Genomic DNA, 26,041 nt, shown 5'->3' on the forward strand with positions numbered 1-26,041 from the left:
CGCCGTGAGCGCATGAGGCGCGGCGTGCTGTCTCCGTCTTGTGCGGAAAACGCCGGATTCGAAGATTCCGCTAACGGCGCGCCTCTAGATCGGATAATGCCGCGGTCCCGTCTGGATCGTAATCCAGCGCAGATCCGTGAACTCCGCAATCGACGCCTTGCTGCCGAATCGGCCATAGCCGCTACCTTTCACACCACCGAACGGCATCTGCGCTTCGTCGTGGACGGTCGGCCCGTTGATGTGGCAAATGCCCGACTCGATGCGCTTCGCGACCTGCATTGCGCGCGCGAGATCGCGGCTGAAAACGGCTGCGGACAATCCAAACTCGCTGTCGTTCGCCACTTGTACGGCCTCGTCGTCGCTGTCCACCCGCAGCACCGTGACGACCGGTGCGAACGATTCTTCCGCGTACAGCTTCATCGCCGGACTCACGCGGTCGACAATGGTCGGCTGCATGATCGCGCCGGCGAGCGTGCCGCCGCCGAGTATCTTCGCGCCGTGATCGAGCGCGTCCTGCACAAGCGCCGCGGCGCGTTGCGCGGCCTGTGCGCTGACCATTGCGCCGAGCACGGCGCCAGCGGCAGTGGGCGCGTCAGCAATCAATGTGCGCGTTTTTGCGGCGAGCTTGTCGACCAGCGCATCGGCCACGCTTCGATGCGCGATCACGCGTTCAGTCGACATGCAGATTTGCCCCTGATTGAAAAACGCGCCGAACGCGATCGCATCCACGGCGGCGTCAAGGTCCGCGTCGTCGAGCACGAGAACGGGTGCCTTGCCGCCGAGTTCGAGCAACGCGGGCTTCAGGTACCTGGCCGCGTGCATGGCGATAATGCGCCCGACGTGCGTCGAGCCCGTGAAGTTCACACGCCGCACGGCAGGATGTGCAATCAGCCTTTCGACGATGGCAGGCGCGTCGTCGGGCGCGTTGGTCACGACGTTGATGACGCCGTCTCCGAGCCCCGCTTCATGCAACACGCTGCCGATCATTCTGTGCACGGCCGGACACGCTTCGGATGCCTTCAGCACGACCGTGTTGCCGCACGCGAGCGGCATCGCGACGGCGCGGGTGCCGAGAATCACGGGGGCATTCCACGGCGCGATGCCGAGCACCACGCCGCACGGCTGACGAACGGCAAGCGCGATGTTGTCGGGCGTATCGGTCGGAATGACGCTGCCGTCGATCTGCGTGGTCATTGCCGCTGCTTCGCGCAGCATGTTCGCCGCGAGATGCACGTTGAAGCCGTACCAGTTCGCCATCGCGCCCGTTTCCGCCATGCCGCATTCGATGAATGCGCCGGCTCGCGCGTCCATGATGTCGGCGGCTTTCAGCAGGCGCGTTCGGCGCTCCGTCGGCCGCAACGCGGACCAGGCGGGAAACGCGGCGGCGGCGGCTTCAACCGCGGCGTCGGCGTCGGCGAGTGTGGCCGCCGGCGCGCGCGAAGCCACGCTGCCGGTGACCGGGTTCGTCCGGTCGAAGGTCGCGCCGCTGGATGCCGGACGGTCCTTGCCTCCGATCAACATACTCACTTCGTTCACGATGGCTGTCTCCTTTGCATGCTTTTCCCGCGTGCCCCGCGCAGGTACGCAGGGCACGCAGGGCACGGGATGAATATTCATTCGGCGCTCATTATTCAGTGCGCTTATACGCCTGAAGGCCCGGCTTGATCGACTTCTGGTCGAGGAACTGCCGCAGTCCTTCCTCGCGCCCTTTCTCGGGATCGCGCAGTTGTGCCTGGTCCAGCTTCGCGTACAGGTAGTCTTCGTTCTGCTCCCACGTCAGTTCGCGCGAGCGCTTGAAGCCATGCTTGGCGGCGCGCAGAACCACAGGGTTCTTTTCGAGCAGCTTCGCGGCCAACGCGATGGTTTCGTCGCGGAGCTGTTCGCGCGGGACGCTCTTGTTGACGAGACCCATTGCAGCGGCTTGTGGGCCGTCGAACGTGTCGCCGGTCATGATGTAGTACAGCGCCTGCCGATGCCCGACCGTATCGGCCATTGCCTTGCTGACCAGATTGCCCGGCGGAATGCCCCAGTTGATTTCGGAGAGGCCGAACACGGCTTCGTCGGCGGCAATCGCGAGATCGCACGCGACGAGCGGCGAGAAGCCGCCGCCGAAACACCAGCCGTTGACCATGGCGATAGTCGGCTTAGAGTACATGCGCAGCAGTTTCCACTGCCACTGGCATGCGTCGCGGCGAATCTTTTCCTGCAGGATTTCCGGGCCGGCGTCGACTTCGCGGAAGTATTCCTTCAGGTCCATGCCCGCCGTCCATGCATCGCCCGCACCCGTCAGGACCAGCACCCTCGCGTCCGCGTCCAGTTCCAACGTTTCCAGTACCTGCACCATTTCGCTATTGAGCGTGGGGCTCATCGCGTTGCGCTTCTCGGGACGATTGAACGTCACCCATGCGATGCCTTCCTGAACCTTCACGTCGACCGTTTTCCAGCGACCCTCATAACTTGCCATGTTCGTAGCTCCAGCGCGACTGTGCGCGTATCAATGTATGTCGTGATGTGCAAGCACCCGATACCGTCTGCATGAGCGTTGTTGTATCAGGTAGCCTGATACAAGTCTAGTATCAAGCGGCCTGAGACACAATCGTTGTGTGATCGGGGAAAACCCTTGAGCGCGGGCCTGCCACCACCAGTGTGCGCCGCAATCGCCACGCCGGCACGGGCTCCACGAGATTGCCGCCGTTCAATGTGCGCAAGCCGCGTGTAGCACCTGGGGTATTCACCAGACATCCTTACCTTGTTTTGTCAGGGTGCCTGATATTTAATATCCTCCATCGCGATGAGTTCTGGCGCGTTCTTACGAACGCGCTTTTGTTCACCCACAGTGTCAGGCAGCCTGACATTATGGGCGCGACGAGGAAGCATGTGGCGGCCATCGACAATAAGCAGCAACCAACTTGCATGGGACCGGAGTCAGTGCTTTGCATGAACTCTGGCCGACAGGAGACAGACATGAAATCCACCAGAACAGTACTGCCAGGAGACGGCATCACGCAGACCACCGCGCGTACCGGCGCCGTCATGACGTTGAGTCTTTGTTTTGCGGTTGCCCTTCTCGAAGGGCTGGACCTTCAATCGGTGGGCGTCGCGGCGCCACGTATGGCACGCGAATTCGGCCTGAGCGTCGCGCAAATGGGCCTTGCGTTTAGCGCGGGTACGTTCGGCCTGTTACCCGGCGCGATGTTGGGCGGCCGTCTGGCGGACCGTATCGGTCGCAAGCGGATACTGATTCTGTGCGCATGCCTATTCGGCCTGCTGTCTATTGCGACCGCGCTGGTCAGCAGCTTCGGCATGCTGGTTTTCGTGCGCGTGTTGACGGGCATTGGTCTGGGCGGCGCGTTGCCGAACCTGATCGCGCTGTCGTCCGAAGCCGTGTCGCCGAAGGCGCGCAACACAGCCGTCAGCGTGATGTATTGCGGCATTCCGTTCGGCGGGGTGATCGCTTCGATTGTCGGGATCATCAGCATCGGCGATACGGAATGGCGTCATATCTTCTATGTCGGCGGCGCTGGGCCGCTCATTCTTGTGCCGCTGCTGCTTGCATTCCTGCCTGAGTCCAGCGCGTTTCAAAAAGCGTCGCACGGCATGAGCGCGAAGCCCGCGCCGATCGGCGAGGTGCTGTTCGGCGGGAGTCGCGGTCTTTCGACACTGCAGATCTGGATCAGCTACTTCTGCACGCTGATCGTTCTGTACTTCCTGCTGAACTGGCTGCCGTCGCTGATGGCAGCACGCGGACTCGCGCGCGCGGAAGTGGGCTACGTGCAGATCTTCTTCAACATTGGCGGCGGACTGGGCGCGCTTTTCATCGGCATGTTGATGGACCGGCTGCGCGGAGGCCTCGTGGTGTCCGGCATGTACATCGGGATCATCGCGTCGCTCGCGGCGTTGTCGATCGCGCCTGGCTTCGCGGCGCTGACCGTATCGGCGTTCTTTGCGGGGATGTTCGTGATCGGCGGGCAATCGGTGCTGTATGCGCTTTCCGCCGCTTTCTACCCGACGGCGATGCGCGGCACCGGCGTCGGCGCAGCGGTAGCAGTCGGCCGCGTGGGTTCGGTGGTCGGCCCGCTCGCGGCGGGCCAGTTGCTGGCAATGGGACGCAGTTCATCGACGGTGATCGGCGCGAGCATTCCCGTCACGCTGATTGCCGCGGCGGCCGCGCTGCTGCTGATCCGCCGCCCGCGCGCCACCGACTGACGAGCAACTCTCAAAAGCCGACCCTTGAAAGCGACCCTGAAAAAAACACAACGTTTGGAGACAACGACGATGCAAACCATCACGACCCGCCTTCTGATATCCGGCGCGCTCTGCGCGCTGAGCACGACGGCACTCGCCCAATCGAGCGTCACGCTGTACGGAATCATCGATACGGGCATCGAATATGTATCGCATGCAAACGCCGCAGGCGGCCATGTGTTTCGCATGCCCGCCGTGACGGGCGAGCTGCCTTCGCGCTGGGGCTTGCGCGGCGTCGAAGATCTCGGCGGCGGCTATAGCGCCGTCTTCACGCTGGAAAGCGGCTTTAACGTCCGCGACGGCAGTTCGGGCCAGGGCGGCCGGCTGTTCGGACGACAGGCGTTCGTCGGCCTCAAGGGCCCGTATGGAACGGTGGCATTCGGCCGGCAATACACGATGACGTATCTGGCCTTGCAGGGCGCCGACATCATCGGACCGGACATCTACGGCATGGGTTCGCTCGACGCGTACGTCCCCAATGCGCGCGCCGACAACGCGGTCACCTACATGGGCGCATTCAAGGGCTTCACGCTCGGCGCGAGCTATTCGTTCGGCCGCGATTCGGCGGGCACCGGCAATTCGCCGGGGCAGGGCACCTGCACGGGCTCGGTGCCGGGACATCAGACCGAATGCCGCGACTGGTCGGTGATGCTCAAGTACGACGCGCCGAACTTCGGCATTGCGGCTTCCTACGAGGAACAGCGCGGCGGCACGAGTGCGCAGGCGAATTTCTTCGACGGTGTGGCGCCCACGCGTCTCGCCAATGCCGCCGATAAGGACGCCCGCACGCATGTCAGCGCCTATGCGCAATACGCGGGCGTGAAGCTCGGCGCCGGCTGGCTTGGCCGGCGCGTCGTGACGGATTCGCCCGCCGTGCCGAACGTGCGCTCGGATCTTTTCTTCGTCGGCGCTTCGTATTTCGTGACGCCGGCGTTTCTCGTCGATGGAGAAGTTTTCCGCATCGTCAACAGTGCCCACGACTCGCGGGCGACGATGGGCACACTGCGCACCACCTATCTGCTGAGCAAGCGCTCGTCCGTGTATGCGCAGGCGGCCTATCTCGCCAATAGCGCGAAGGCGCGTTATTCGGTGAGCGGCGGCGGTGGCGGTACGACGCCCGCTGCCGGCATCGGACAAACAGGTGTGATGGTCGGCATCAAACACGCGTTCTAGGAGACATGAAATGAGAAAGTCTGTGATTGCAATGTGCGTATCGGCCACGCTTGGAGCATGCGGCGGGTCCGCGGATAACACATCGACGCTGCCCCAGCTCAGCGCGGCGACACCCGCGACGCTCGCGGGAAGCTGCGCGGCGCTGGCGGCCAAATTGTCCTTCGCGAATACGACGTTCAGTTCCGTACAGGACGTGCCCGCCGGGACATTGAAGGTAGCGGGCAAATCCATTGCCGAACATTGTGTCGTGCAGGGACAGATGAATCAGCGCGTGAGTGCCGTCGATGGAAAGACCTATGCGATCGGCTTTGAGATGCGTTTGCCGCTTGCATGGAACGGCCGGTTCTTTTATCAGGCCAACGGCGGGCTCGACGGCAACGTGGTGACGGCGACCGGCGAGATCGGCGGCGGCGGCCCGCTCAACGATGCGCTGAACATGGGGTTCGCCGTTGTCAGTTCCGACGCCGGGCACTCGTCGTCGCAGAATCCGCTGTTCGGTCTCGATCCGCAGGCGCGTATCGATTACGGCTACAACGCGGTCACGACGCTCACGCCAATGGCGAAAGAGGTGATCCGGACCGCGTACGGCAAGGCGCCGGATCGCAGTTATTTCGAAGGCTGCTCGAACGGCGGACGTCACGCGATGGTGGCGGCGGCGAGGTCGTCGGCGGAATACGACGGCATCATTGCAGGCGATCCGGGCTTCCATTTGCCGAAGGCGGCAATCGGCGAAATGTGGGGCGCGCAGCAATTCGCGAAGGTGGCGACGGCGACGACCGCGAATGGTCTGCCCGACATCAAAACCGGCTTCACGACTGCGGAACGGCAACTGGTGGCATCGCGAATCATCGCAAAGTGCGATGCGCTGGACGGTGTCGCCGACGGCATGGTGCACGACATCAAGGCGTGCCAGGCGAACTTCAACCTCGCCAACGATGTGCCCACCTGCTCGGCCAACGTGCGCGACGGCACGTGCCTCACTACCGCGCAAAAGGACGCGATCGGCAACGTGTTTTCAGGCGCGCGCAACAGTGCGGGCACAGGGCTATACGCGAGCTTTCCCTACGATGCGGGTGTGAGCGGCGCGGGCTGGGCGGCATGGAAGCAGAGCAACTCGATCACATTGGACCCCGCTGCCGCTGCCTTCACGTTCACGACGCCGCCGCAAAGCGCTTCATTGCTGAGCCAGTTGTCGTCGTATGCGCTGAACTTCAGCATGGACACCGACGCGCCGAAAATCTTTGCGACGAGCGGTGCGTACACGGAGTCGTCGTGGTCGTTCATGACGCCGCCCGACGAGACCAATCTCAAGGCGCTCAAGCAACGCGGCGCGAAGCTGATGGTGTATCACGGCACGAGCGACCCGGTGTTTTCGTCGAACGACACAACGGACTGGTATCAACGGCTGATGACAGCAAATGGCGGCGATGCGAGCAACTTCGCGCGGCTCTATACCATTGCGGGAATGAACCATTGCGCGGGCGGGCCAGCCGCCGACCAGTTCGATATGTTGACGCCGATGATCGCCTGGGTCGAGCAGGGCAAGGCGCCAGATAGTGTTATCGCAACGGCACGCGACGCGAGCAACGCGATTCCGAACAGCGAGGTGCCCGCCGATTGGGGCGCGGGTCGCACTCGGCCGCTGTGTCCGTATCCGAAAGTCGCGCGTTACAAGGGCGGCGACGTGAATTCGGCGTCAAGTTTCTCGTGCAGTTAAAGCGTCAGTGAAACGGTGGCGGGTTGCGCGCTCGCCACCATGTTTTCGGTCACTGCTGTTCGTACCAGGAATAGGTGGCCAGCGTGCTTACCGGCGTCGTGCCGATCTGCAACGTGATGTCGCGTAGCGACGTCAACTCGATGTCGCGGATATCGCCCATATAGCGGCGCGAATCGCCGTTGTCGTTGATATACGCGACCACGGGTCCCGTGATGCCCGCGACGTTCGTGCTGGTGAGCGGTTGACCCCAGATATCGAAGAACTGGCCCAGCGTAAAGGTCTTGAACGTGGGCGTCTCGATATGGATGATGCCGGTCTGGTCGTGCGTATGCATTTCATAGTTGCACTGGGACAGTATGCCTACGTTCATGGGCAGCCCGAGCCACTGGCCGTCCTTGAAAATCGCGAGGTGCGCGTGGACGTGATACAGCTCGCTCATGCCTGACGCGCAGATCAGACCGTCCACCGCCGCGCCGGTGCCGCCCGTCGATGTATTGCCGTTCGGCCAGTACGTCGTGCCCACCACGCCCCCGTACGTGAGGGTGATCGGCTTTGGATCGAATGGCGGCGGGTCGGTCCACGTATAGCTGGGGATCTGCTTCAACGGTGTGCCGGTTACGATGGTGACCTCGCCATGCGGCGGAAGCACGAGGCTCGCGGGATCGCCCTTGTATTGCGAAAGTGCGCCTCCGTCGTTCACATAGATCGTAACGGGCGACCCGCTCAAGCCGGCGACGTTCGACGCGCCGAGCGTTTCTCCCCAGATCGCGAAGAACTGGCCAAGCGTATACGACGCGCCGGTGCTGGTATCCATGCGGATCTTGCCGCTTGCATCGACCGTGTGCAGCGGATACGCACAACCGGTCTGCGCGGCCATGGTCGGCTCGACCATGCCGATGTTGGCCGGCAGCGCCAGCAGGCGGCCATCCTGGTAGATCGACAGATGCGTGTACGTATAGGCAGTGCTGCGCAATGCGCAGTTCAGGCCGCTCACGGGCTGGCCGAGTCCGCCGGACGACGTGGAGCCCGTGGGCCAGTGCGCGTCGCCGAGCGCCGTGCCGTCGATCACCGGCGTGGCGGCGGCCAATGTCGGTGTCGTGGCGCTCGTGTCCGACGCGCCGGTTGCGGATGACGCCGCTCCGGACCCGCTGCTGCCGCCTCCGCCTCCGCCACAGCCCGCAAGAATCAGGAAGACGCCAATAGCGACGAATCGCGAACCCAGCCGTTGCAACATCGCGGACTCCATGCCGTGGTTGAAGAGGGATACATAGAGGCAGACATCACGCCGGCTTGCGCGGCATTGCCTTCTTTGCGCGGCGTAGCCTCCTCTGCGCGGAGAGGCCGCAAAGGAATGCCGCTGGCTAGCTGGCGCATTGGCGTCAGATCACAGAATCGGCTGATTTAGCGTAGCAGATGCATTCCCGAAACGAACCGTATGAATCACAACGTTTTGCGACTTTTTGTGTCGCATTTTGGCGTGTCGGGGGCGAAGGGCTATCGAGGATGGGGTGATTTACCGGCGCAATCTGCCCGGTCATATTGAACCTGGATGGCAGCGGCTTTCGCCAGCAATAGAAGTTCGACATTGCCTCGCGGATGGCCGACAATCAGCGCAATCACAATGAGCCTGCCAAGCCGGCAAAAAAGCGCGGGCGGGAATGTGCCGTGATCCGAGCTTTTCGATTCGCAAAAGAGAAATCGAACTGGAGACGTGCGATGAACGCAACAATCGAACGGCCCTGCAAACGCTGGGCCGTGATTGCAAGTGCATTTCTGCTGGCGTCGTGTGGCGGGTCGATCGATTCGAACACGGCCGTCCCTGAGCCCATCATGCGGGTGATGCAAAAGCCGGCCTATCAGAATGCGGCCTGGTCGATGCAGGTTGTCGATCTCGACACAGGGCAGGTTATCTACGATCTCAATTCCAGCGGGCAGGTGTTCATTGCCTCGGTGCGCAAGGTCTTCTCGACCGGCAACGCGCTCAACGCGCTCGGCGCGCAGCACCATTTCATTACGCCGGTCTATCGGCAGGGCACCGTTGCGGCGAACGGCGCGCTCAACGGCAATCTGATTCTGGTTGCGAGCGGCGATCTGACGATGGGCGGCCGCGCCAATGCGGATGGCACCATCGCGCTGACCAACTTCGACCACAACGAAGCCAACTCGCTTGGCAATGCGGTGCTGTCGACGCCCGATCCGCTGGCGGGCTACGACTCGCTGGCGGCGCAGGTGGCTGCCGCGGGCATCAAGACGATCAACGGCGATGTCGTGATCGACGACCGTCTTTTCGAGCCGTTCAATTTTCGCGGCGAGTTCAACGTGCGGCCGATCTTCGTCAACGACGATCTGATCGACGTCACGCTCAGTCAGAGCGCGCAAGGCGCCGCCGTTCCGTTCGACTGGCGGCCAAAGTCGGCGGCATTCTCGGTGCAATCGACGCTGACGACAGGCAGCGCGACGTCGGCGCTGGACATCGAGCTCAATCCGGAATTGCCGCTGTGCATCGGCTCGGCAAATTGTGTGGGCGAAGTGAGCGGCAATGTGCCGGCCGGTCTCGTGCCCATTCTGACCAATGCGTATCCGCTGATTCGCACGTTCCGCGTGACCGAGCCGTCCAACTACACGCGCACGGTGTTTATCGAAGCGCTCGCACGCGCCGGCGTGACGGTGACGGCGGCGCCCGTCGCGCCTAACCCCGTGCAGCTGCTGCCAGCAAAAGGCTCGTATTCGAGCGCGCAGCAGGTGGCGCAGTTGACATCCGCGCCTTATGCGCAGGACATCCGGTACGTCAATAAAGTCAGCTACAACATCGGCGCGGACGTGACGCTGATGCAGTTCGGCCTCGCGCACAATGGCTCTACGACGATGGCCGGTTCGCTCGCGGCGGAACAAGGCGAGCTGTCGGCCTCCTTCAATATTTCGCCGGCCCAATATCATTTCATCGACGGCAGCGGCGGCGGCGATACGACCGCGAATGGCCGCGCCGTCATCGCGATGCTGCGCGGCATGAGCACGAAGGCTGCGTTTGCGCCGTACTTCGATTCGATGCCCGTGCTGGGCGTCGACGGATCGCTCGCCACTATCACGGACTTCGAAGCCGACTCCACGCTTGCGGGCGCGAAGGGCCAGGTGCACGCCAAAACGGGGACGTACGTCGCGGAGAATCTGTTGGTGCCGGGCAAGCCGATCCTCAAAGGGCAAGCGCTCGCTGGTTATATCGATGCGAAGAGCGGCCGGCGGATTGCGTTTTTCCTGACGGTGAATAATGTCCCGATCACGGGCATCCCTGATGTGCTGACCGTGTTCCAGGACGAAGGCACGATCGCGGCGATGCTGTGGAAGATGCAGTGACGCCGCCTTTCAGTACTTCGAATAGACGATGCCGAGTATCCGCGCTTCGTCGTCGAAGACGTCCAGCGTGTCGGTGAGCGCGGTGACGGGGCCGGCATTGTTGACGAAGAGTGCATACGCGAGCCGGCGTCCGCTTCTTGCTTCGATGTAGCCCGCCATGTTCATCGCAACCATCTGACCGTTGGCGACGGTCGCGCCGCTTTTCACGAAGATGTGCTCCTTGCCTTGCACGTCCTTGCCGACAGCCGCAAGCGAGCCGTCGACGCCGAGGATCGACAGCGCGTCGCGATACACCGGATAAAGCGGCCGGCGGCTCATCGTGGTGAGGAGGGTCGCGGTGGTGCGAGCCGTCGCGCGGCTATCGGGCGTGCCGCTGCCGTTGGTCGGAAAATCGAACCCGGAACCGTCGAGCCCAAAGTTGCCCGTCAGGTACTTTCGCTCGGTGACGAGTGCGTCGCCGACGGTTCTCACCCCTTGCGCAAGGCCCTGATACATGAGGCTCAAGTTCGCGCCCGTGTTCAGGCTCACCTTCAGGACAAGTTTCGCAAACTGCGAGTAAGGCAGGGACGTAAAGCTGGCAACTTGCGTTGCGCTCGTGTAGGTGGCCGGCGCCGGCAAGGCGGTCGTGCGGTTCGGCTGCACGGCGGGCGCCGACACGGTCACGCCCGCGCGAGTCAATGCATCGATAAACGCCGTGCGTGCGAAGGACGGCGGATCTTCGACGCGCAGCGTGCTGACATACAGATTGTTGCCGACGAGCGGCGCCACATAGCCGAGCGGAATCGCCGCCGGCATATCGAGGCTGGCCTCGCCCGACAGCGTTCCCTTGCAGCCGGGCGCGGCGAGACAGCTTAGCGGTCCCGCGTCGAGCGCGTCACCGGATACGGCGATATCGGCCGCGCTGCCCGCTGTCATGGTGACCGACGTACCTTGCATGGTCATCGCGCTGGTGCGCGGCCGCCAGTCGAGCACGCCGGCTTGTCCCACGCTCGCACCAGGCGCAAGCGTCACATCGATCACGTTCTCGTTGACCACGATCGGCGAGATCAGCACGTTGCCGTTCGGCACGCGGAACGCATCGAAAAGGCGATCGTCGACGATCACGTCGCCGCTGATCGACGTGATGCCGGAGGCCCTGACTTGCGCCGCCAGATCGTTCAATGCAGTCAATGGATCTTCGGGCGTCAGGATCGCGCCATCGAAGCCGCGCGCATCGTTGTGATCGAAGTCCGTGAAATCGACGGTGCCATCAGGCTTCTGCCGCCCGCCGAATGTCAGATCGCCGGAGGCCTTCAGGATCAGGTCGCCCGTCAGCTTGCCAGACGCGTCGACCGTGCCGTTCCGGTAGACGGGCGTCTGGAAGCGATGATCCGCGCCGATGACATCGAGCGCGGTCGCCACAGAATACAGCTTGCGCACCGAGGCCGTTAGCACGAGGGTATCGGGTCGCAAAGCGTCGAGCACCTGGCCCGTGTTGGCGTCCATCACGATCATCGACCACTGCGACTTCGCGCTCGCATAGCGCGGCTTGTTCATGATCTGCGAAATGGGATCGGCCGAGACGTCGCTGCCACAGCCGGCGACGAGCGAGCAGCAGACGACCAACGCCAGAACACTGGGGAACTGTGCGCGCATGGATATTCCTGCCGATCGACATGAGGAAACTACAGCATAGGATCACTATGACGGGAATGCCAGGCGGCGACACCATGGGAAACGATTTTCAGCGGCGAGGTAAGTCATGCCCGATTGCCGCAGAGGCCGACCGCAGATGCCAAAGACTACTAATGGATCGGATGGTAGGGCACGATGGAAATCGTGGGCTGAGAATGTTCTTCGCCATTCTTTGCACAGTTGCAGCTAAGATGCCGTACCCACGATCGTCAGGTATCCGACTCTTGAGGCGGCATAGGGGCCACGACCCTTGGCGCGAACGATCGCGGCATTGTCACACTTAGCAATGGAAAGGACCGCTATGAAAACAGTCTACATCGCAGCGCTGGTATTCACGTGCACAACGGGGCTCGCTTTTGCCAAAGACACGGTACCTGTCACCGTCGATAATTTTGTTCGCGCCGAAACCGATCTTTACTTTAATAATTCCGTGACCGGCGGTGGCTTCGGCGGATGGCATCATATTCGCGAACTTCTGCCAATCGATCATCAGCCAGTTATCCGCGGCAATCGCGATACGTTGTATTCAACGCGCGTCTTCGATCTCGACGCAGGACCGGCCACCGTTACGCTGCCGGATGCCGGGCAGCGGTTCATGTCGCTGCAGATCATCAGCGAAGATCAGTACACCACAACTGAATACGGCGCAGGGCCGCATACGCTCGACAAGGCGAAAATCGGCACGCGTTATGTGCTTGCTGGCGTGCGTACCGTGGTGGATCCGAACGATCCCAACGATCTCGGACGGGTTCATGCGCTGCAGGACGCAATCAAGGTTTCGCAACCGGGCGGGCCAGGCAAGTTCGAGATTCCCAACTGGGACAAGACAAGCCAGACGAAGCTCCGGGATGCGCTCCTCGTTCTCGCCAGTACAGTCACCGATACCCGGCGCGCCTTCGGCACGAAAAACGAAGTGGACCCGGTTCAATATCTGATTGGCGCTGCCTCGGCGTGGGGCGCAAATTCGCCACGTGACGCTATCTATCTGAACGTTGTTCCGACAAGGAACGACGGAGCTACCCAATACGCATTGAGTGTCAAGGACGTGCCTGTCGACGGCTTCTGGTCGATCAGCGTCTACAACGCCAAGGGCTACTACGAGAAGAACCGCTACGACGCATACACGCTGAACAACATCACGGCCAGAAAGGATGACGCCGGAACGATCACGATCCGCTTTGGCGGCTGCGACGGCAAAGTGCCGAACTGTCTGCCGATCGTGAAAGGGTGGAACTACATGGTGCGGCTCTATCGGCCGCGCGAGGAAGTGCTCAACGGCAAGTGGAACTTCCCGGAAGCGAAGCCGGCAACCTGACCTATCGCGGCAGCGCGCGATGCGAAGCTGCCGTTGGTCAGCCAGGCTGTGTCGGTCTCAACCTCAATTGCCCACCGGAATGGTCAATTCCGTCTCGCTCGTGTCCACCACGAAAACCGCGAGCAGTTTGGCCGGCTTCGTCTTGCTCGCATTGGCGCTGACGGCGTGGCGGTCGCCGGGCAGTTCGGAGAAGCTCTGTCCGGCCTTGTAGAGCGTCACCGGCCCGTCGTTGACCTGACTGCGGATCGCTCCCTCGAGCACAGTCGCGTAAATGAAGGCGGACTTGGGGTGCGTATGTCCGGGCGAGTCGCCACCCGGGCCATATTCGACGAGCACGCCTTTCATGCTTTTGCCTGGAACGTTCGGCAATTCGTGCTGGTAGACGAGCGTCACCTTGGCGTTCTTCGACTGAGCCGTATCCGCGAGCGGACTGCCGAACGGCAGCGCGGCCAAAAGCAGCGTACAAAGGATGCGTTTCATGGAGCACTATCCTTCCGTTGGCGGATACGCAATCACGCGGCTGCCTGTGACCGGCGCAGCCATTCGTCCGGCGCAATGCGGCCGAGGCGCGCCTCGCCCAATGGCACGAGCGAAAGCTCGTCGACGCGGCCGCCGAAGTAGCGCGCCTCCGGATCACGCACGACCTCGCGCGGGTCGCCGATCGCCTTCAGATAGCGGGCGATGATTTCATCGAAAGGCGCCCGCTCCGGACCCGCGATTTCGACAATGCCGTTGCGCGGTGCGGCAAGCGCCACATCGGCGACACTCGCTGCAACGTCGTCCGCAGCGATGGGCTGGAACAGACCGGGCGAAAGCCTGACCGTGTTGCCTTCCGCTGCCGACGCCGCGATGCCTCCGAGAAATTCCAGGAACTGTGTCGAGCGGATGATGGTGTACGGAATGCCGGAGGCTTCGATCAGTTTCTCCTGCGCAACCTTCGCGCGGAAATAGCCGTTCTCCGGCGTCCGGTCAGTGCCCACGATAGACAGCGCGACATGATGCCTGACGCCCGCCGCGGCCTCTGCCGCATGAAGATTGCGACCGGACGTCTCGAAGAATTCGAGCACTGCCGCGTCTTCGAACGACGGCGAATTGGCGAGGTCGATCACCACCTGCGCGCCGGCCAACGTCTCCTGGAGCCCCTCGCCGGTGATGGTGTTGATGCCGCTTTTCGGCGATGCAGCAACCACTTCGTGACCGGCCTCGCGCAGAATCGTGACGGTCTTCGAGCCGATCAGGCCGGTGCCGCCGATGACAACGATCTTCATGGTCCACACTCCATAGCTGATTAGCGGCAAGGCGCCGCATGAAACATCGTAGGCGGCCCCGGGGGGTTGCGGTAGGTCCGCGCACGAACTCACCGTGTTGTCTCATGGACACCAATCCGAAATCGAACAGGCACGCTTTCGCCCGACGAAAGTGCATATCGTTTAACCGACGGCCGTCGCGACCTGGGTAGTCCCTTGTCCGGCCGACTTTGCATATGGCGCCATTGCCGCCAGGCATTGCCAATCCAGCGCTCTTGTATGCTCGGTCATATAGTCGACGAACACGCGGATTCGCGCCGGAAGATGCTTGCGGCTGAGATAGCAGATGTAGTGGCCGCCGTCGTCGGGTGCATGGTGCGCGAGACAAGCGATCAATTGGCGCGCGCCAAGCAGATCGCACACCTGATAGGCCGGCAACTGCGCGATGCCGAGGCCGTCGAGCACCGCTTGCAGGATCAGATCGGCGTCATTGAACGTGTGCTGCGCGACGGGCAGGCGCCGCTGTGCTACGCCGTCGACCTTGAACTCCCACTCCTTGATGCGGCCGGACCCGGTGCGCAAGTTGATGCAGCGATGCTCCGCGAGTGCGTCGACGTGGCGCGGCAAGCCGTGAATGCGCGCATAGGCCGGCGATGCGCAGACGATCATCTGCATCGGAAGCAAGTGCCGCGCGACGATCCCGCTGTCCTCCATGCGTCCGTCGCGAAACGACACGTCGACGCGATCGGCGGTGAAGTCGGCGGGACGGTCGTTCAGCAGCAATTCAAGCGCGATGTCGGGATATTGCGAGTGAAAGCCCTGCAGCAGCGGAGCGACGATCTTGCGGCCGAAGCAGGGCGTCGACGCGATGCGCAGATGGCCGCGCGGCGGTCCGTTGCGCAGCTCGCGCATTTCATCGAGCGCCTGGACGATGCGCTCGATGCCGGGCTGGCAGTTCTCATAGAAAAGTTGGCCCTCACGCGTGAGCGACGTGCTGCGCGTGGTGCGCAGGAACAGACGCACTTCGAGCTGGGCCTCGAGTTTCTGCACGTTGCGGCTGACCGACGAACGGCCGATGCCGAGGCGATCGCCCGCGCGGGCGAAGCTGCCTTCATTGGCGACGGCCAGGAAAGAAACGACGCCGGCGTAAGTCGTCGCAAAGCTGCTCGCGAAGGGGTCGTTGCTGCCGGTGACGGGGCGACGTGATGGGTAATCTGACATGCAGGCGCGAGTCTTGAAGTCCAAACACGGCTAGACGTATCAGCAGCGGCATCTGTGACATCGTCCGCCATTTTTGTCGGCTAAGGCGTCGCGCGGAACATGCAGGGTCAACCGTTGGCGTATGCCGCGGCAATGCGCGCGAGCTTGTCGGGATTGCGCTGCACGAGGATGCGAACAATGCGCTCATTGTCCGTTTCGACTGACTGTGCCGATTCGAGCTTGCCTTCGATAAAGCGCAGCAGCGCCCACTGGTCGTTGAGCTCCACGAGCCTGACGCTGACTTCGCTGCCGTAACGCCGCGACGACGCGTAGAAAAGCTGCGCGATGCGCCGGCCGCCCACCATCGGCTTCGGGAAGCTCTGCACTTTGCCGCCGCCGTCGCCGATCAGCATGGCGTCTTCGGCCAGCAATGCGTTGATCGCCGGGAAGTCGCCGCGCTCGACCGCGTGCGCGAACATCCGCAGCAGACGATGATGCGTCTCGCGTGGCACGGCATAACGTGGGCGCTCATCGCGTAGTTGCGCTTTGGCACGGCTCACGAGTTGTCGACAGGCCGCCTCGGTCTTACCGATGATCTCGGCGACTTCGCCGTAATCCGCGTCGAAAACTTCGCGCAACAGAAAGGCTGCGCGCGCTTCGGGCGTCAGCCGTTCCAGCAGCATCAGAAACGCCACGGAAACGTCATCTGTGCGCTCTGCGGCCTCCTCGGGAGTAGGCGTGGGTGCGGAACCGGTGATCTGTGGCTCGGGCAGCCAGATGCCCGCGTAGTGTTCGCGCTGGGTTTTCGCGGCGCGCAGACGGTCGATGGATACGCGTGTCGTGACGGCGACGAGCCATGCTTCGGCGTTTTCGATGCTTTCCCGGGCCGCCGCATGCCAACGCAGCCAGACGTCCTGCACGATATCTTCGGCTTCCGCGACGGAGCCCAGCATTCGATAGGCAATCTTCTGCAATCGCGGGCGAAGCCCGTTGAAGGCGTGCACGTCGTCGTCCATGGAGAAGCTTCCTGTTGCTTTGGCACAAGGCTCACCAGAAGAGCGTGCCGGCAGTGCGATATTGCCATGGACGGACGACGCTGAAGACATTCGGCGCCGCCTGTGGTCGTCGCCGCGCCTTTCAACCTAGGTTTCGCTACCGGCGCGACGGTTTCGCTCTATCGGGGCCATGCACGCTCATCGGTCTGCGTACTATGCGTCATCCATCTCTGAGCAAGCGTGCGCCATGACCATCCGACTCCCTACTCATTTGCCGTCGTCCGAATCCGTCGACGACCGGTCTCAAACGTCTCACGGAGAGAACACCGCCGCGCGGCCGGGAGTGGGTGGCTCGCGCTCGCGCAATGGGATTTTCCAGTCGTTGAGCCAATTGCGCGGCACGTTGCGGCAGTCCGGCGCGGCGCCTCGTCGGGCAAATCCTGCGCAGATGCCGACTGCTTCATCGGCCACTGGATCGGTGGCGGACGGGCGGAGACCGGCGGGAAGCGCCGCCGCCGTGCGCGCCGATGGGAGCGCCGCGCGATTTCGCGGCGTTGCCGGGCCTCGGCGAGGACATTCGAACAGGGGTGCTGTGACGGTGCTGAACATCGACGGCACCGGCATCGCCCGCTCGATCGGCAGCGCTGGAAGGGTGGTCCGGCGTCTTGCCGGGCGGTTCATGGAGCGTCCCCGGCCAGAGGCGCGACCGGCGCCGCCGGCCGTGGAATCGCGACCGGTTGCGCTGAATGTGCCGCTCGATTATGGCTGGCCGCTTGGCCTGATGAAACGTCAACATCTTGAGTCACTGCCGCTCGATCAGGCCTATGAAGAGGCTTTCAGAACGCATAGGGCTCGCGTCGATACGGCGGTTCATGCATCGGCCACACAGCGCTTCGGGCATGCGCACATTGACGACAAGGAACTGCGAGCGCAATTGCATGCGTGGCGCGATGGCGACGGTGGAGTGGTGGAGAACGACGACGTGCCGTGGCGGCCGGAGTCGGAATCCGAGTGGGAATCGGAGCGGGAATCCGACATCGAATCCGAAGCAGGCAGCCACAGCGTGTCGCCGAAGCGCGAATCCGAAATCCAGTCGGTGCATTCCAGCGCAGCACAGTCTGCCGCGATACCCGGCGAAGCGGGGACATCCGGGATGCGTCGCGTGCGCTTCGCACCGCAAGCCGAGGCCCGCGTGATCGACGATGAGCGCTCCACACTGAAGCCGGAAATCGAGAGATTTCCGATCCATTCGCCGCAGCGCGAGTCGGTGAAGCCGAAGCGTCATGCACCTGAGAGTCCGGAGTCGCATGCGCTCTACCGGCAACGCTCGGTCAATGGGGCGGCGTGGGACACGGTGATGCGAATGAAAAGCCCACGGTTCGGACCCGAGGACAAAAGGATGACCCAGGAGATGCTCAAACAGAACAAGCTCATATTCTCGGTCAAGCGCGAGTACAAGGTCACGTCCGAAGAAGAACCGGTGGCGGTCAAGCTCGTTCACGCATTGGATCGCGAGACGCAGGGGCCATCGTTTGGCGGGAAAGTAAAAGGTCTAATGCGGCGGCTTCGAGGCAAGGACCGGCTGCCGGCCAGAATCGCGATCCCCGGTGAAGACATCCGATACGAAACCTTGCAGCGGGCCAACAATCAATGAACCATGCCAACTACACAGCGCTGATCCACGACATCTGCGAAACCGCGGGGCTCGGCGATTCTGCGGGCCTTATCGGAAGCGGGCGGCTCGCTGTTTATGGACATGCGGTAATGCTTCGCTACGACGAGCGCAAAGATCCGCTGCACGTGCGCGTTCAGGTGGATCTGGGCGAATTGCATGCAAGCGAGCGCGAAGAGGTGCACCGCTTTGCACTGGAGGCGAACTTTCATGCCGCCGCCGCGTGGGAGGGCGCGCTCGGTCTCGACCCAGAGTCGGCACGGCTCTGCTATCTGATCTTCTTCCCGCTTGATGGCTCGTGCGACGCGGCCGACCTGCTCGGCTCGATCACAGAACTGCTGGACGAGCGCGATGACGAAGCCGGTCGTCCCGAAGAAGCGACCGTTGAAGCGCAAAGAGCGCTGTAGCGGCGGCATGAATGTCTTACCGACAACTTATAGCGGCACCTGTCGGCGACATACCGATAGCACGACTTGCCTGAGCCAACGGTGAACCGGGTCGACTTCTAAACGCGGGTGCCACATCTGCGACACGATGATGTTCTCCGTCGCGACAGGCAACTCGAACGCGTAGCTTCTATCGCTTACGGCACCTTCGTGGTGTCTGGCCTCAGTGCCCAGGAAAGATGCGGGCACGAGCGCTATCAGATCTGAAGTTCGAGCTACAGCCAGTGCAGCGGGAAAGCTCGGGACCACCGCCACGATGGTTCGCTCAAGGCCTACAACGGCCAAGGCTTCATCGACAGGCCCGGTTGCCTTGCCTCTTCGTGAAGCAACCACGTGGCCGAAAGCGACGTATCGTTCAGCGGTTATCGGCCCATCGAGTTCCAGCGGATGGCCTTTCCTGACCACACCGATGAAACGATCCCGGAATAGGGCCTGCAAGCGCACTTCCGGACCCATTTCACCCAGGACACCAATCTCCAGATCAGCCGAACCGTCTCGCAGATGCGTCGCGGTCTTGTCGGGTTTCGGGGCGAAGCGCAAACATACCTGCGGCGCAACCGCCCTTACCGCAGCGATCAGCGGCGAGCCGAAAGCTTCGACAAAGCCGTCGTTGGCTCGAATGGTAAAAGTTCGCCGCAACGTCGGGAAATCGGGCTCCGTTCTCGACGGACGAAGAACGGCGCGAGCCTCATGAAGCGCGCTTCGCGTGCGTTCACGAATTTCTTCGGCATACGGCGTCAAGACCATCTGGCGTCCCGCGCGAACCAGCAGCGGGTCACCTGTTGCCGCGCGAAGTCGCGTCAGGGTTCGGCTCATTGCAGAGGCACTCAGGCCCAATCGACGGGCAGCGCCTGCCACGCTTCCATCGGCTAGCAGCATCTCGAGCGCAATTAACAGGTTCAGGTCGGGTTCGGGCATGTCCGATCGTAACACCCAGTGGCGCGACAAGGCGTTCGGTGCAGGTTATGAATGCAGGCGTTGCGTCTTCCGCCATCTTCTACGTGCCGATATATTTTCTGGACCGATCCGCTAACGGCGAGCTTTATTCCGATGTGTTCGGACAAGCCTCATTGACAGGGATAGTTCATATGCAAACCGTATCTCGGCAGAAGACCGTTCTTCTTATCGGCGCGTCGCGTGGTCTCGGATTCGCGATGACCCAGCAATACCTGAAGCGCGGCTGGTGTGTGATTGCCACCGCGCGAGCCAACTCGATGGAAGGCCTTCGCAAGCTTTCTGGCGCACTCCAAATAGAGACGCTGGACATAACGCTTGAGGAGCAAGTCGCAGATCTACGCGCTCGTCTCGAAGGCCGGCGGCTAGACGTGCTCTTCGTGAATGCGGGCGTCAAAAACGATGATCGTGAAACCATCGCGGATGTGTCGACCGAAGAATTCATCCGTGTGATGGTGACAAACTCGCTAAGTCCGATGAGAGTGATCGAAGCGTTTCAGGATCTCGTTCAACCCAACGGCACGATTGGCGTGATGTCTTCGGGCCAGGGCAGCGTCACGAACAACGTGAACGGGAATTACGAGGTCTACCGGGGCAGCAAGGCCGCGCTCAATATGTTCATGCGCAGCTTTGCGGCACGCCACGCCAATGATTCGCGAAGCTTGTTGCTGATGGCGCCCGGTTGGGTGCGCACGGACATGGGCGGCCCTCAAGCGCGTTTAAGTATCGAAGAAAGCATTCCGAATTTGCTCAATACGATGGATGCTTACGAAGGCCGCTCAGGATTGCATTACCTGGATTATCTCGGTCGAGTCGTTCCCTGGTAAACGGCGGAGGCGGTGCTCGTCCGCGGCAGACGAGCGTGGCGGCCATCAGGCCGAATCTTTTGCGACGATCGTAAAGCCTACGTCGACTTTGCGCTGGCGCATGGAGCCTGTTTCTATCTTATTGCTGGGCGTAGGGTTGCGACAGCGCTTTCGCGGACCTGATGAGGTCTTCCAGCATCATCGCGCGCTTCTCCGGAGGCGTGTCGCGGCTCGTCATGAAACAAAGCGCGGCGACGGGTAGACCCCTGCGGTCGCGTATAGGCGCCGCCATGCAGAGTCGAAACGTGTGGGATAGACCATCCGTGCAGCAGTACCCCTGATCGGCGGCGCGTTCGACATCGCTCAGAAAGTCCTGAAATTCAACGCGTCTGCCGTTGTCGAGAATAAAGTCCTCGTCCGGGATTAACCTGTGAATTTCCTCCGCGCTCAGGTGGGCGAGCAGCAGGCGGCCGGATGCGGTCCACGGAATTGGCACCTTTACGCCAATGTCGGAACTGATGTTGAAGGGTCGGGAACTGTTCTCCGATAGAACCACCGTGTACTTGTTGCCTTCGAGCATGCACAACTGGGCGGTTTCATCGTGCGTGCGAACGAGCGCGAGAATTGCCTGGTGGGCGCGACTGATTAAATCGTTGTGGACCGCATAGTCGGAGCCGTAATAGTGCATCTCGCGGCCGAAGAACACGCTGCCGTCGGCGCTTGTCTCGAGCCATCCGGCTTCCGTGAGCATGCTAACCAGTTCGTAGATGCTCGAGCGCGGCGCGCCGGTCGCTTCAATCAGTTCGCGCATCGTCATCGGACGCCGCGCAATATGCAACTGCTTGAGAATGCCGATGACGCGGTCGACTCCCCTGGCCCTCGATGATTCTGGTGCGGACATTCATTCAACTCCGTCGGCGATAGGGTTCGCGGTTCATCTTTTTGTGCGATGCCGGTTCAGTGCGTAAAGTGCGAGCCGCCGTCAGCCTGCGAACCTGGGACGGCTGCGGTCATATCTCGCGGCTCAATGGTCGAGCACACGATGCAGGAACTGCCGCGTACGTTCGTTCTGCGGGTTCACGAAGATCTGCTCGGGGGCGCCCTGTTCGGCGATCACCCCCTTGTCCATGAACACCACGCGGTCGGCGGTCTTGCGCGCGAAACCCATCTCGTGCGTAACGACAACCATGGTCATCCCGTCGCGTGCGAGTCCGCGCATGACTTCGGTCACTTCGCCGACGAGTTCGGGATCGAGCGCGGATGTGGCTTCGTCGAAGAACATGATGCCTGGCTCCACGGCCAACGCTCGTGCGATGGCCACACGCTGTTGCTGGCCGCCGGAGAGCTGGCTGGGATAGTGCTCGGCTCGATCCGCAAGACCCACCCGATCCAGCGCTTCCATCGCACGCTTGCGTGCGTCCGCCGCACTCATCTTGCGTGCCTTGATTAGCGCGAGTGTCACGTTGCCCAGCGCGCTCTTGTGCGGAAACAGGTTGAATTGCTGGAACACCATGCCGACATGACCACGGATTTCCTTCGCCCGGCGCGCATCGTGCAGCGGCACTTCATTGACCCAGACCTCGCCCGTGTCGGCTGTTTCCAGGCCGCTCATGATGCGTAGCACCGTACTCTTTCCCGAGCCCGATGCCCCGATCAGCACAAGCACTTCGCCCGGCCGCACGTCAAGGTTGATCTCCTTGAGAACCTGCAAGGAGCCGAACGACTTGCTGACGCCGGTCAGGTTGATGACGGGTTTCGACGTGGTGACAGTGGTCATGACAACAGGCTCCTCCTACGGTCATGGTGGCGCACCCACTGCGACAGTGGAAAGCACACGATGAAATAAAGCACGGCGACGAGTCCATAGATTTCCACGGGTTTGCCGACCCGGTCGACAATCGCCTGGCCTCCATGCATCAATTCCGACATGCCGATCATGCTGACGATCGACGTGTCCTTGATAAGCGATAGATACTGGCCGATGAGCGGCGGCATCACGATCTTCCCGGTCTGCGGCAGGATCACGGAAAAGAACGCCTGAATCTTGCTGAGCCCGAGGATCTGCGACACTTCCCACTGGCCTTTGGGCACGGCTTCGATGCCCGAGCGGAAAACCTCGGCAATGTAGGCGCCTTGATAGACGCTCAAGCCCACCACACCCGCCGCGAACACATCGATTGCGTAGCCGAAGTACGACACGCCGAAATAGATGAACATCAGCGTGATCAGCACGGGTGTGCCGCGAAACAGTTCTATATAGAGTTTGGCAACGCGCGGCGTGCCCCATGGCCCGAATGAGCGCAATACGGCTGCCAGCAGGCCGATCAGCGTTCCGCCAACTATCGCCGCGGCCGACAGGAGCAGTGTCGCCAGCAATCCCTGAAACAGGATCGCCAGGCTGGTCATTAACAATTCGCTCGACATGTTCGGTCTCCGGTTTGAGCGCTCAGGTGCGATCGGCCTGTCGTGCGACGACGAGCGGCCGGCGCGTGCGTTTCTTCATGACGAGCGGCGGATGAAAGACACGCACACTGATCTGGCCGGCGAGCCACGACAGCACATTGCTCAGGAACAGATACGCAATCAGCGTGATCGTGAAAGTCTGGATATAGAGCAGCGTGCGCGCGTTGATCACCGTCGCCGTGCCACTCAACTCCGGCAACGCGATGGCCGACAGGAGCGACGTGCCTAGCAACAGCTGAATCAGGTTGTTGACGATCGCCGGATAGACCGCGCGTGCGGCTTGCGGCAGCACCACCTCGATGAAAATCTGCGAACGCTCCAGACCGAGGATCGAGGCTGCTTCAAGCTGACCGCGCGGCACGGACTGGATACCCGCGCGAAACACTTCAGCCAGATAGGCGCCGACATTCACGCCTAACGCAATGACGCCGGCCGTATAGGCGTTGAGCGTGATCCCGAGCGATGGCAACCCGAAGAACACGATAAAGATCTGCAACAGGACCGGCGTATTGCGGATCGCCTCGATATAGACACTCGCGATTGCCCGCAGCAGCCGCACGGGCGATGCGCTTGCGAGTGCGGTCAGCAAGCCGAGCAGCATCGCTAGGACAAAGGCCAGCAGCGTGACCTGGAGCGTCAGCCACGACGCGCGAACGAAATCGTTCAAATAACCCGCAAGGGTCACCCATTCGTAGCTCATGGTTCCTCCGTCCGTCGAACGGCGCAGCGCAAGCGCGGTTTCAGTACTGCGGGTTCAGCGGAAAGCGCGGTTCGGTTCCAAACCACTTCTTGTACAGCTGCGCATTCTGCTTCGATGCGTTGATATTGAAGAGGAACAGGTTCAGGTAGTTGAGCCAGACCTGATCGCCCGCTTTCACGCCGAATGCGTTGTATTCGAGCGGAACCAGAGCTTCGTTGGTGACGGTCAGATCCGGATCGAGCGTTGCCTGAAAGGCGAGAAAGTTGTTGTCCTCGATCATCGCATCGGCCTGGCCCTGCTTGACCGCGAGAATCGCAGCCTGCGAGCTGTCGAATTCCTGAATCTTCACCTGCATGTTTAGCGAGCGCACTTCGTCGCCGTTGGTCGAACCCTTGACGGTCGCGATGGTGCGATTCGACATATCGTTGATGGACTTGATACCGCTGCTCTTCTTGACCAGTAGCGCCTCGCTTGCCACTACATATGGATTCGTGAAGGCGATTTCCTTCGCTCGCTCGAGGTTGCGGGTGAAGTTGCAGAACACCACGTCGACCTTGCTGGTTTGCAGGTTCGGAATGCGGTTGGCGCTCGTCGTGTTCACGACCTCGAGCTTGACGCCCATCTGCTTGGCGAGTTCTTTCGCCAGGTCGACGTCGTAACCGTCGGCTTGACCGTCCTTGTTGTAGAAGCCGAACGGCGCAAAGGTCAGACAGTCGCCGACCCGCAGCGTGCCGCGTTGCAGCACCTGCTTGAGCGTGGAATCCGCCGAGGCGCCCTGTTCCGGCGAGGCGACCTTCGTGCAGCCTCCGAGCATCAGCAGACCGGCTACGGCGAACAAACAGGCGAATTTGGCGCTGTCCTTGACGAATCTCATGTCTCGATCCCGATCTGGTGTGAGAGCTTCATGCGCGGAGGAAACGGCGATCGACATGGCCTTCGCGGCATGCAAGATCAATGACATCGAAGTGAGATCGCGCGCTAACGGTCGGTTGTCTGGTATGTCGGACTCATGTCCGGCACAGCAGATGAAGCGCAGTGTTTCACGAGAAAAAAATAGTTGCAACGGGTCTCAGCGACCTGGATAACACGTTCCTCTGCATGCCACGGTTGACCCTGCGACTACAACGAAAACTCTTCGAACACCAACTGCCGCAGCCATTGATTGCCGGGCTCCCGATGATTCTTCGCGTGCCACAGGACATTGATGACGATGTCGGGAATCTTCACCGGGCACGCAGCCTGTTCGAGCGCGAAGGGCGCGAGCGTTCTTGTCGCATAGGCCTGCGGCACAACGGCAATCAGATCCGTCGTCTGAAGGATGTGGCCGACAGCCACAAAGTGCGGTACGCGCAGCCGTATGTTTCGCGCGACGCCTGCACGCTGGATCACATCGTCCACCATGCCGTGACCGGTGCCTTCGGCCACGATCGACACATGCTCGGCCTCGCGGAACGCGGCGAGCGTCATGCCCGCTTTGGCAACCGCATGCCCCTTGCGGAAGATGCACACGTACCGTTGCCGGAACAACCGGCGCTGAAAAAAGCCTGTCTTCAGATCGGGAATGAAGCCGATTGCCAGGTCGACGCGTCCGGTTTCCATCTCTTCCTGAAGTGTTTCCGATGTTCTGCGCACCGTGCTGATGGTGACGTTCGGCGCGATCTTGCCAAGCCGTTTCATCAACGCGGGAAGGAAATAGATTTCGCCGATATCCGTCATCGCGATAGTGAAGGTGCGGCTGCTCGAGGCGGGATCGAATGTCGTCGTCGCGTTGAGCGTGTTGTAGATTGCGCCCAGCGCGAAGCCGATGGGCTCTGCGAGCGTTTCGGCAAAAGGCGTCGGGATCATGCCCTTCGATGTCCGAAGGAACAACTCGTCGCCGAGAATGCGGCGCAGGCGGTTCAGCGCATTGCTGATGGCCGGCTGCGAGATGCCGAGCTTCTCCGCAACCGCTGACACGCGACGCTGCCGCAGCAGTTCATTAAAGACCACCAGCAGGTTCAGGTCGATGTCGTGAAGTTCCATAGCTTGTCTCCGGTGGCCGCTGGCTCGCATTATCACTGCCAGTGATGGAGCATATCAAGCA

At 61.8% G+C, this 26,041-nt stretch carries 23 protein-coding genes; 8 read left to right on the forward strand and 15 right to left on the reverse strand.

Annotation, left to right across the window (positions count from 1 at the left end):
- Positions 1–84: 84 nt before the first annotated feature.
- Together C0Z16_RS18875 and C0Z16_RS18880 are read right to left on the reverse strand one after the other, a co-directional pair.
- Positions 85–1,536, reverse strand: a complete 1,452-nt coding sequence (locus tag C0Z16_RS18875) for an aldehyde dehydrogenase (protein ID WP_102633816.1) — start codon at positions 1,534–1,536, stop codon at positions 85–87.
- A 91-nt stretch (positions 1,537–1,627) separates the two neighbouring features.
- Positions 1,628–2,464 carry a p-hydroxycinnamoyl CoA hydratase/lyase gene (locus tag C0Z16_RS18880; RefSeq protein WP_102633647.1) on the reverse strand — a complete coding sequence of 279 codons (837 nt, stop codon included), beginning with the start codon at positions 2,462–2,464 and terminating at the stop codon, positions 1,628–1,630.
- Positions 2,465–2,964: 500 nt separating this feature from the next.
- Between C0Z16_RS18880 and mhpT the strand changes: the two genes are divergently transcribed.
- The 3 genes from mhpT to C0Z16_RS18895 all read left to right on the forward strand — a co-directional run bounded on the left by mhpT (position 2,965) and on the right by C0Z16_RS18895 (position 7,135).
- Positions 2,965–4,206: a 3-(3-hydroxy-phenyl)propionate transporter MhpT gene (mhpT, locus tag C0Z16_RS18885; protein ID WP_102633648.1), complete on the forward strand. Its 1,242-nt coding sequence runs from the start codon at positions 2,965–2,967 to the stop codon at positions 4,204–4,206.
- 69 nt (positions 4,207–4,275) lie between these two features.
- Positions 4,276–5,418: a porin gene (locus C0Z16_RS18890; protein ID WP_102633649.1), complete on the forward strand. Its 1,143-nt coding sequence runs from the start codon at positions 4,276–4,278 to the stop codon at positions 5,416–5,418.
- A 10-nt stretch (positions 5,419–5,428) separates the two neighbouring features.
- Positions 5,429–7,135: a tannase/feruloyl esterase family alpha/beta hydrolase gene (locus C0Z16_RS18895; protein ID WP_102633650.1), complete on the forward strand. Its 1,707-nt coding sequence runs from the start codon at positions 5,429–5,431 to the stop codon at positions 7,133–7,135.
- 49 nt (positions 7,136–7,184) lie between these two features.
- On the opposite strand, the gene C0Z16_RS18900 is transcribed toward C0Z16_RS18895, so the two are convergent.
- A complete protein-coding gene (locus C0Z16_RS18900) occupies positions 7,185–8,369 on the reverse strand; it encodes a hypothetical protein (protein ID WP_175130693.1) in 1,185 nt (394 codons plus the stop codon).
- A 482-nt stretch (positions 8,370–8,851) separates the two neighbouring features.
- Here C0Z16_RS18900 and C0Z16_RS18910 point away from each other — a divergent pair, with 482 nt between their 5' ends.
- Complete coding sequence (locus C0Z16_RS18910) at positions 8,852–10,486, forward strand: D-alanyl-D-alanine carboxypeptidase/D-alanyl-D-alanine-endopeptidase (protein WP_102633652.1); 1,635 nt, start codon at positions 8,852–8,854, stop codon at positions 10,484–10,486.
- A gap of 9 nt (positions 10,487–10,495) precedes the next feature.
- Here the strand turns inward: C0Z16_RS18910 and C0Z16_RS18915 are convergent, their stop codons facing one another.
- Positions 10,496–12,121 carry a D-alanyl-D-alanine carboxypeptidase/D-alanyl-D-alanine-endopeptidase gene (locus tag C0Z16_RS18915; RefSeq protein ID WP_102633653.1) on the reverse strand — a complete coding sequence of 542 codons (1,626 nt, stop codon included), beginning with the start codon at positions 12,119–12,121 and terminating at the stop codon, positions 10,496–10,498.
- 340 nt (positions 12,122–12,461) lie between these two features.
- Here C0Z16_RS18915 and C0Z16_RS18920 point away from each other — a divergent pair, with 340 nt between their 5' ends.
- The gene (locus tag C0Z16_RS18920; protein ID WP_102633654.1) at positions 12,462–13,475 is read left to right on the forward strand and encodes a DUF1254 domain-containing protein; all 1,014 of its coding nucleotides are present in this window, start codon (positions 12,462–12,464) and stop codon (positions 13,473–13,475) included.
- Positions 13,476–13,538: 63 nt separating this feature from the next.
- On the opposite strand, the gene C0Z16_RS18925 is transcribed toward C0Z16_RS18920, so the two are convergent.
- The 4 genes from C0Z16_RS18925 to C0Z16_RS18940 form a co-directional block, all read right to left on the reverse strand.
- Positions 13,539–13,955: a cupin domain-containing protein gene (locus C0Z16_RS18925; RefSeq protein ID WP_102633655.1), complete on the reverse strand. Its 417-nt coding sequence runs from the start codon at positions 13,953–13,955 to the stop codon at positions 13,539–13,541.
- A gap of 32 nt (positions 13,956–13,987) precedes the next feature.
- Positions 13,988–14,743: an SDR family oxidoreductase gene (locus C0Z16_RS18930; RefSeq protein WP_102633656.1), complete on the reverse strand. Its 756-nt coding sequence runs from the start codon at positions 14,741–14,743 to the stop codon at positions 13,988–13,990.
- Positions 14,744–14,905: 162 nt separating this feature from the next.
- Entirely contained in the window at positions 14,906–15,943 is a 1,038-nt protein-coding gene (locus C0Z16_RS18935; protein WP_102633657.1) for a LysR family transcriptional regulator, read from the reverse strand.
- A gap of 107 nt (positions 15,944–16,050) precedes the next feature.
- Positions 16,051–16,938, reverse strand: coding sequence for an RNA polymerase sigma-70 factor (locus tag C0Z16_RS18940; RefSeq protein WP_102633658.1), 888 nt, complete (start codon positions 16,936–16,938; stop codon positions 16,051–16,053).
- A 571-nt stretch (positions 16,939–17,509) separates the two neighbouring features.
- On the opposite strand from C0Z16_RS18940, the gene C0Z16_RS18950 reads away from it, so the two are divergent.
- The gene (locus tag C0Z16_RS18950; protein WP_146014321.1) at positions 17,510–18,571 is read left to right on the forward strand and encodes a hypothetical protein; all 1,062 of its coding nucleotides are present in this window, start codon (positions 17,510–17,512) and stop codon (positions 18,569–18,571) included.
- Positions 18,568–18,996: a type III secretion system chaperone family protein gene (locus tag C0Z16_RS18955; RefSeq protein WP_102633661.1), complete on the forward strand. Its 429-nt coding sequence runs from the start codon at positions 18,568–18,570 to the stop codon at positions 18,994–18,996. Before C0Z16_RS18950 ends, C0Z16_RS18955 begins: the two co-directional genes overlap by 4 nt.
- 27 nt (positions 18,997–19,023) lie before the next feature.
- Here the strand turns inward: C0Z16_RS18955 and C0Z16_RS18960 are convergent, their stop codons facing one another.
- Complete coding sequence (locus C0Z16_RS18960) at positions 19,024–19,953, reverse strand: LysR family transcriptional regulator (RefSeq protein ID WP_102633662.1); 930 nt, start codon at positions 19,951–19,953, stop codon at positions 19,024–19,026.
- A gap of 170 nt (positions 19,954–20,123) precedes the next feature.
- Here C0Z16_RS18960 and C0Z16_RS18965 point away from each other — a divergent pair, with 170 nt between their 5' ends.
- Positions 20,124–20,816, forward strand: coding sequence for an SDR family NAD(P)-dependent oxidoreductase (locus C0Z16_RS18965; protein ID WP_102633818.1), 693 nt, complete (start codon positions 20,124–20,126; stop codon positions 20,814–20,816).
- Between the two features lie 118 nt (positions 20,817–20,934).
- Here C0Z16_RS18965 and C0Z16_RS18970 read toward each other — a convergent pair whose 3' ends face one another.
- From C0Z16_RS18970 to C0Z16_RS18995, 6 genes are all read right to left on the reverse strand, one after another.
- Positions 20,935–21,696 carry an IclR family transcriptional regulator gene (locus tag C0Z16_RS18970; RefSeq protein ID WP_102633663.1) on the reverse strand — a complete coding sequence of 254 codons (762 nt, stop codon included), beginning with the start codon at positions 21,694–21,696 and terminating at the stop codon, positions 20,935–20,937.
- A 123-nt stretch (positions 21,697–21,819) separates the two neighbouring features.
- The gene (locus C0Z16_RS18975) at positions 21,820–22,572 is read right to left on the reverse strand and encodes an amino acid ABC transporter ATP-binding protein (protein WP_102633664.1); all 753 of its coding nucleotides are present in this window, start codon (positions 22,570–22,572) and stop codon (positions 21,820–21,822) included.
- Positions 22,569–23,219, reverse strand: coding sequence for an amino acid ABC transporter permease (locus C0Z16_RS18980; RefSeq protein WP_102633665.1), 651 nt, complete (start codon positions 23,217–23,219; stop codon positions 22,569–22,571). Before C0Z16_RS18980 ends, C0Z16_RS18975 begins: the two co-directional genes overlap by 4 nt.
- A 22-nt stretch (positions 23,220–23,241) precedes the next feature.
- Positions 23,242–23,958, reverse strand: coding sequence for an amino acid ABC transporter permease (locus C0Z16_RS18985; RefSeq protein WP_102633666.1), 717 nt, complete (start codon positions 23,956–23,958; stop codon positions 23,242–23,244).
- A gap of 40 nt (positions 23,959–23,998) precedes the next feature.
- Positions 23,999–24,832 (reverse strand): ABC transporter substrate-binding protein, encoded by an 834-nt coding sequence (locus C0Z16_RS18990; RefSeq protein ID WP_102633667.1) that lies wholly within the window; start codon positions 24,830–24,832, stop codon positions 23,999–24,001.
- 245 nt (positions 24,833–25,077) lie between these two features.
- Positions 25,078–25,980, reverse strand: coding sequence for a LysR family transcriptional regulator (locus C0Z16_RS18995; RefSeq protein ID WP_102633668.1), 903 nt, complete (start codon positions 25,978–25,980; stop codon positions 25,078–25,080).
- Positions 25,981–26,041 lie beyond the last annotated feature (61 nt).

The organism is Paraburkholderia rhynchosiae, from assembly GCF_002879865.1.
In the GTDB taxonomy this organism is placed as follows: domain Bacteria; phylum Pseudomonadota; class Gammaproteobacteria; order Burkholderiales; family Burkholderiaceae; genus Paraburkholderia; species Paraburkholderia rhynchosiae.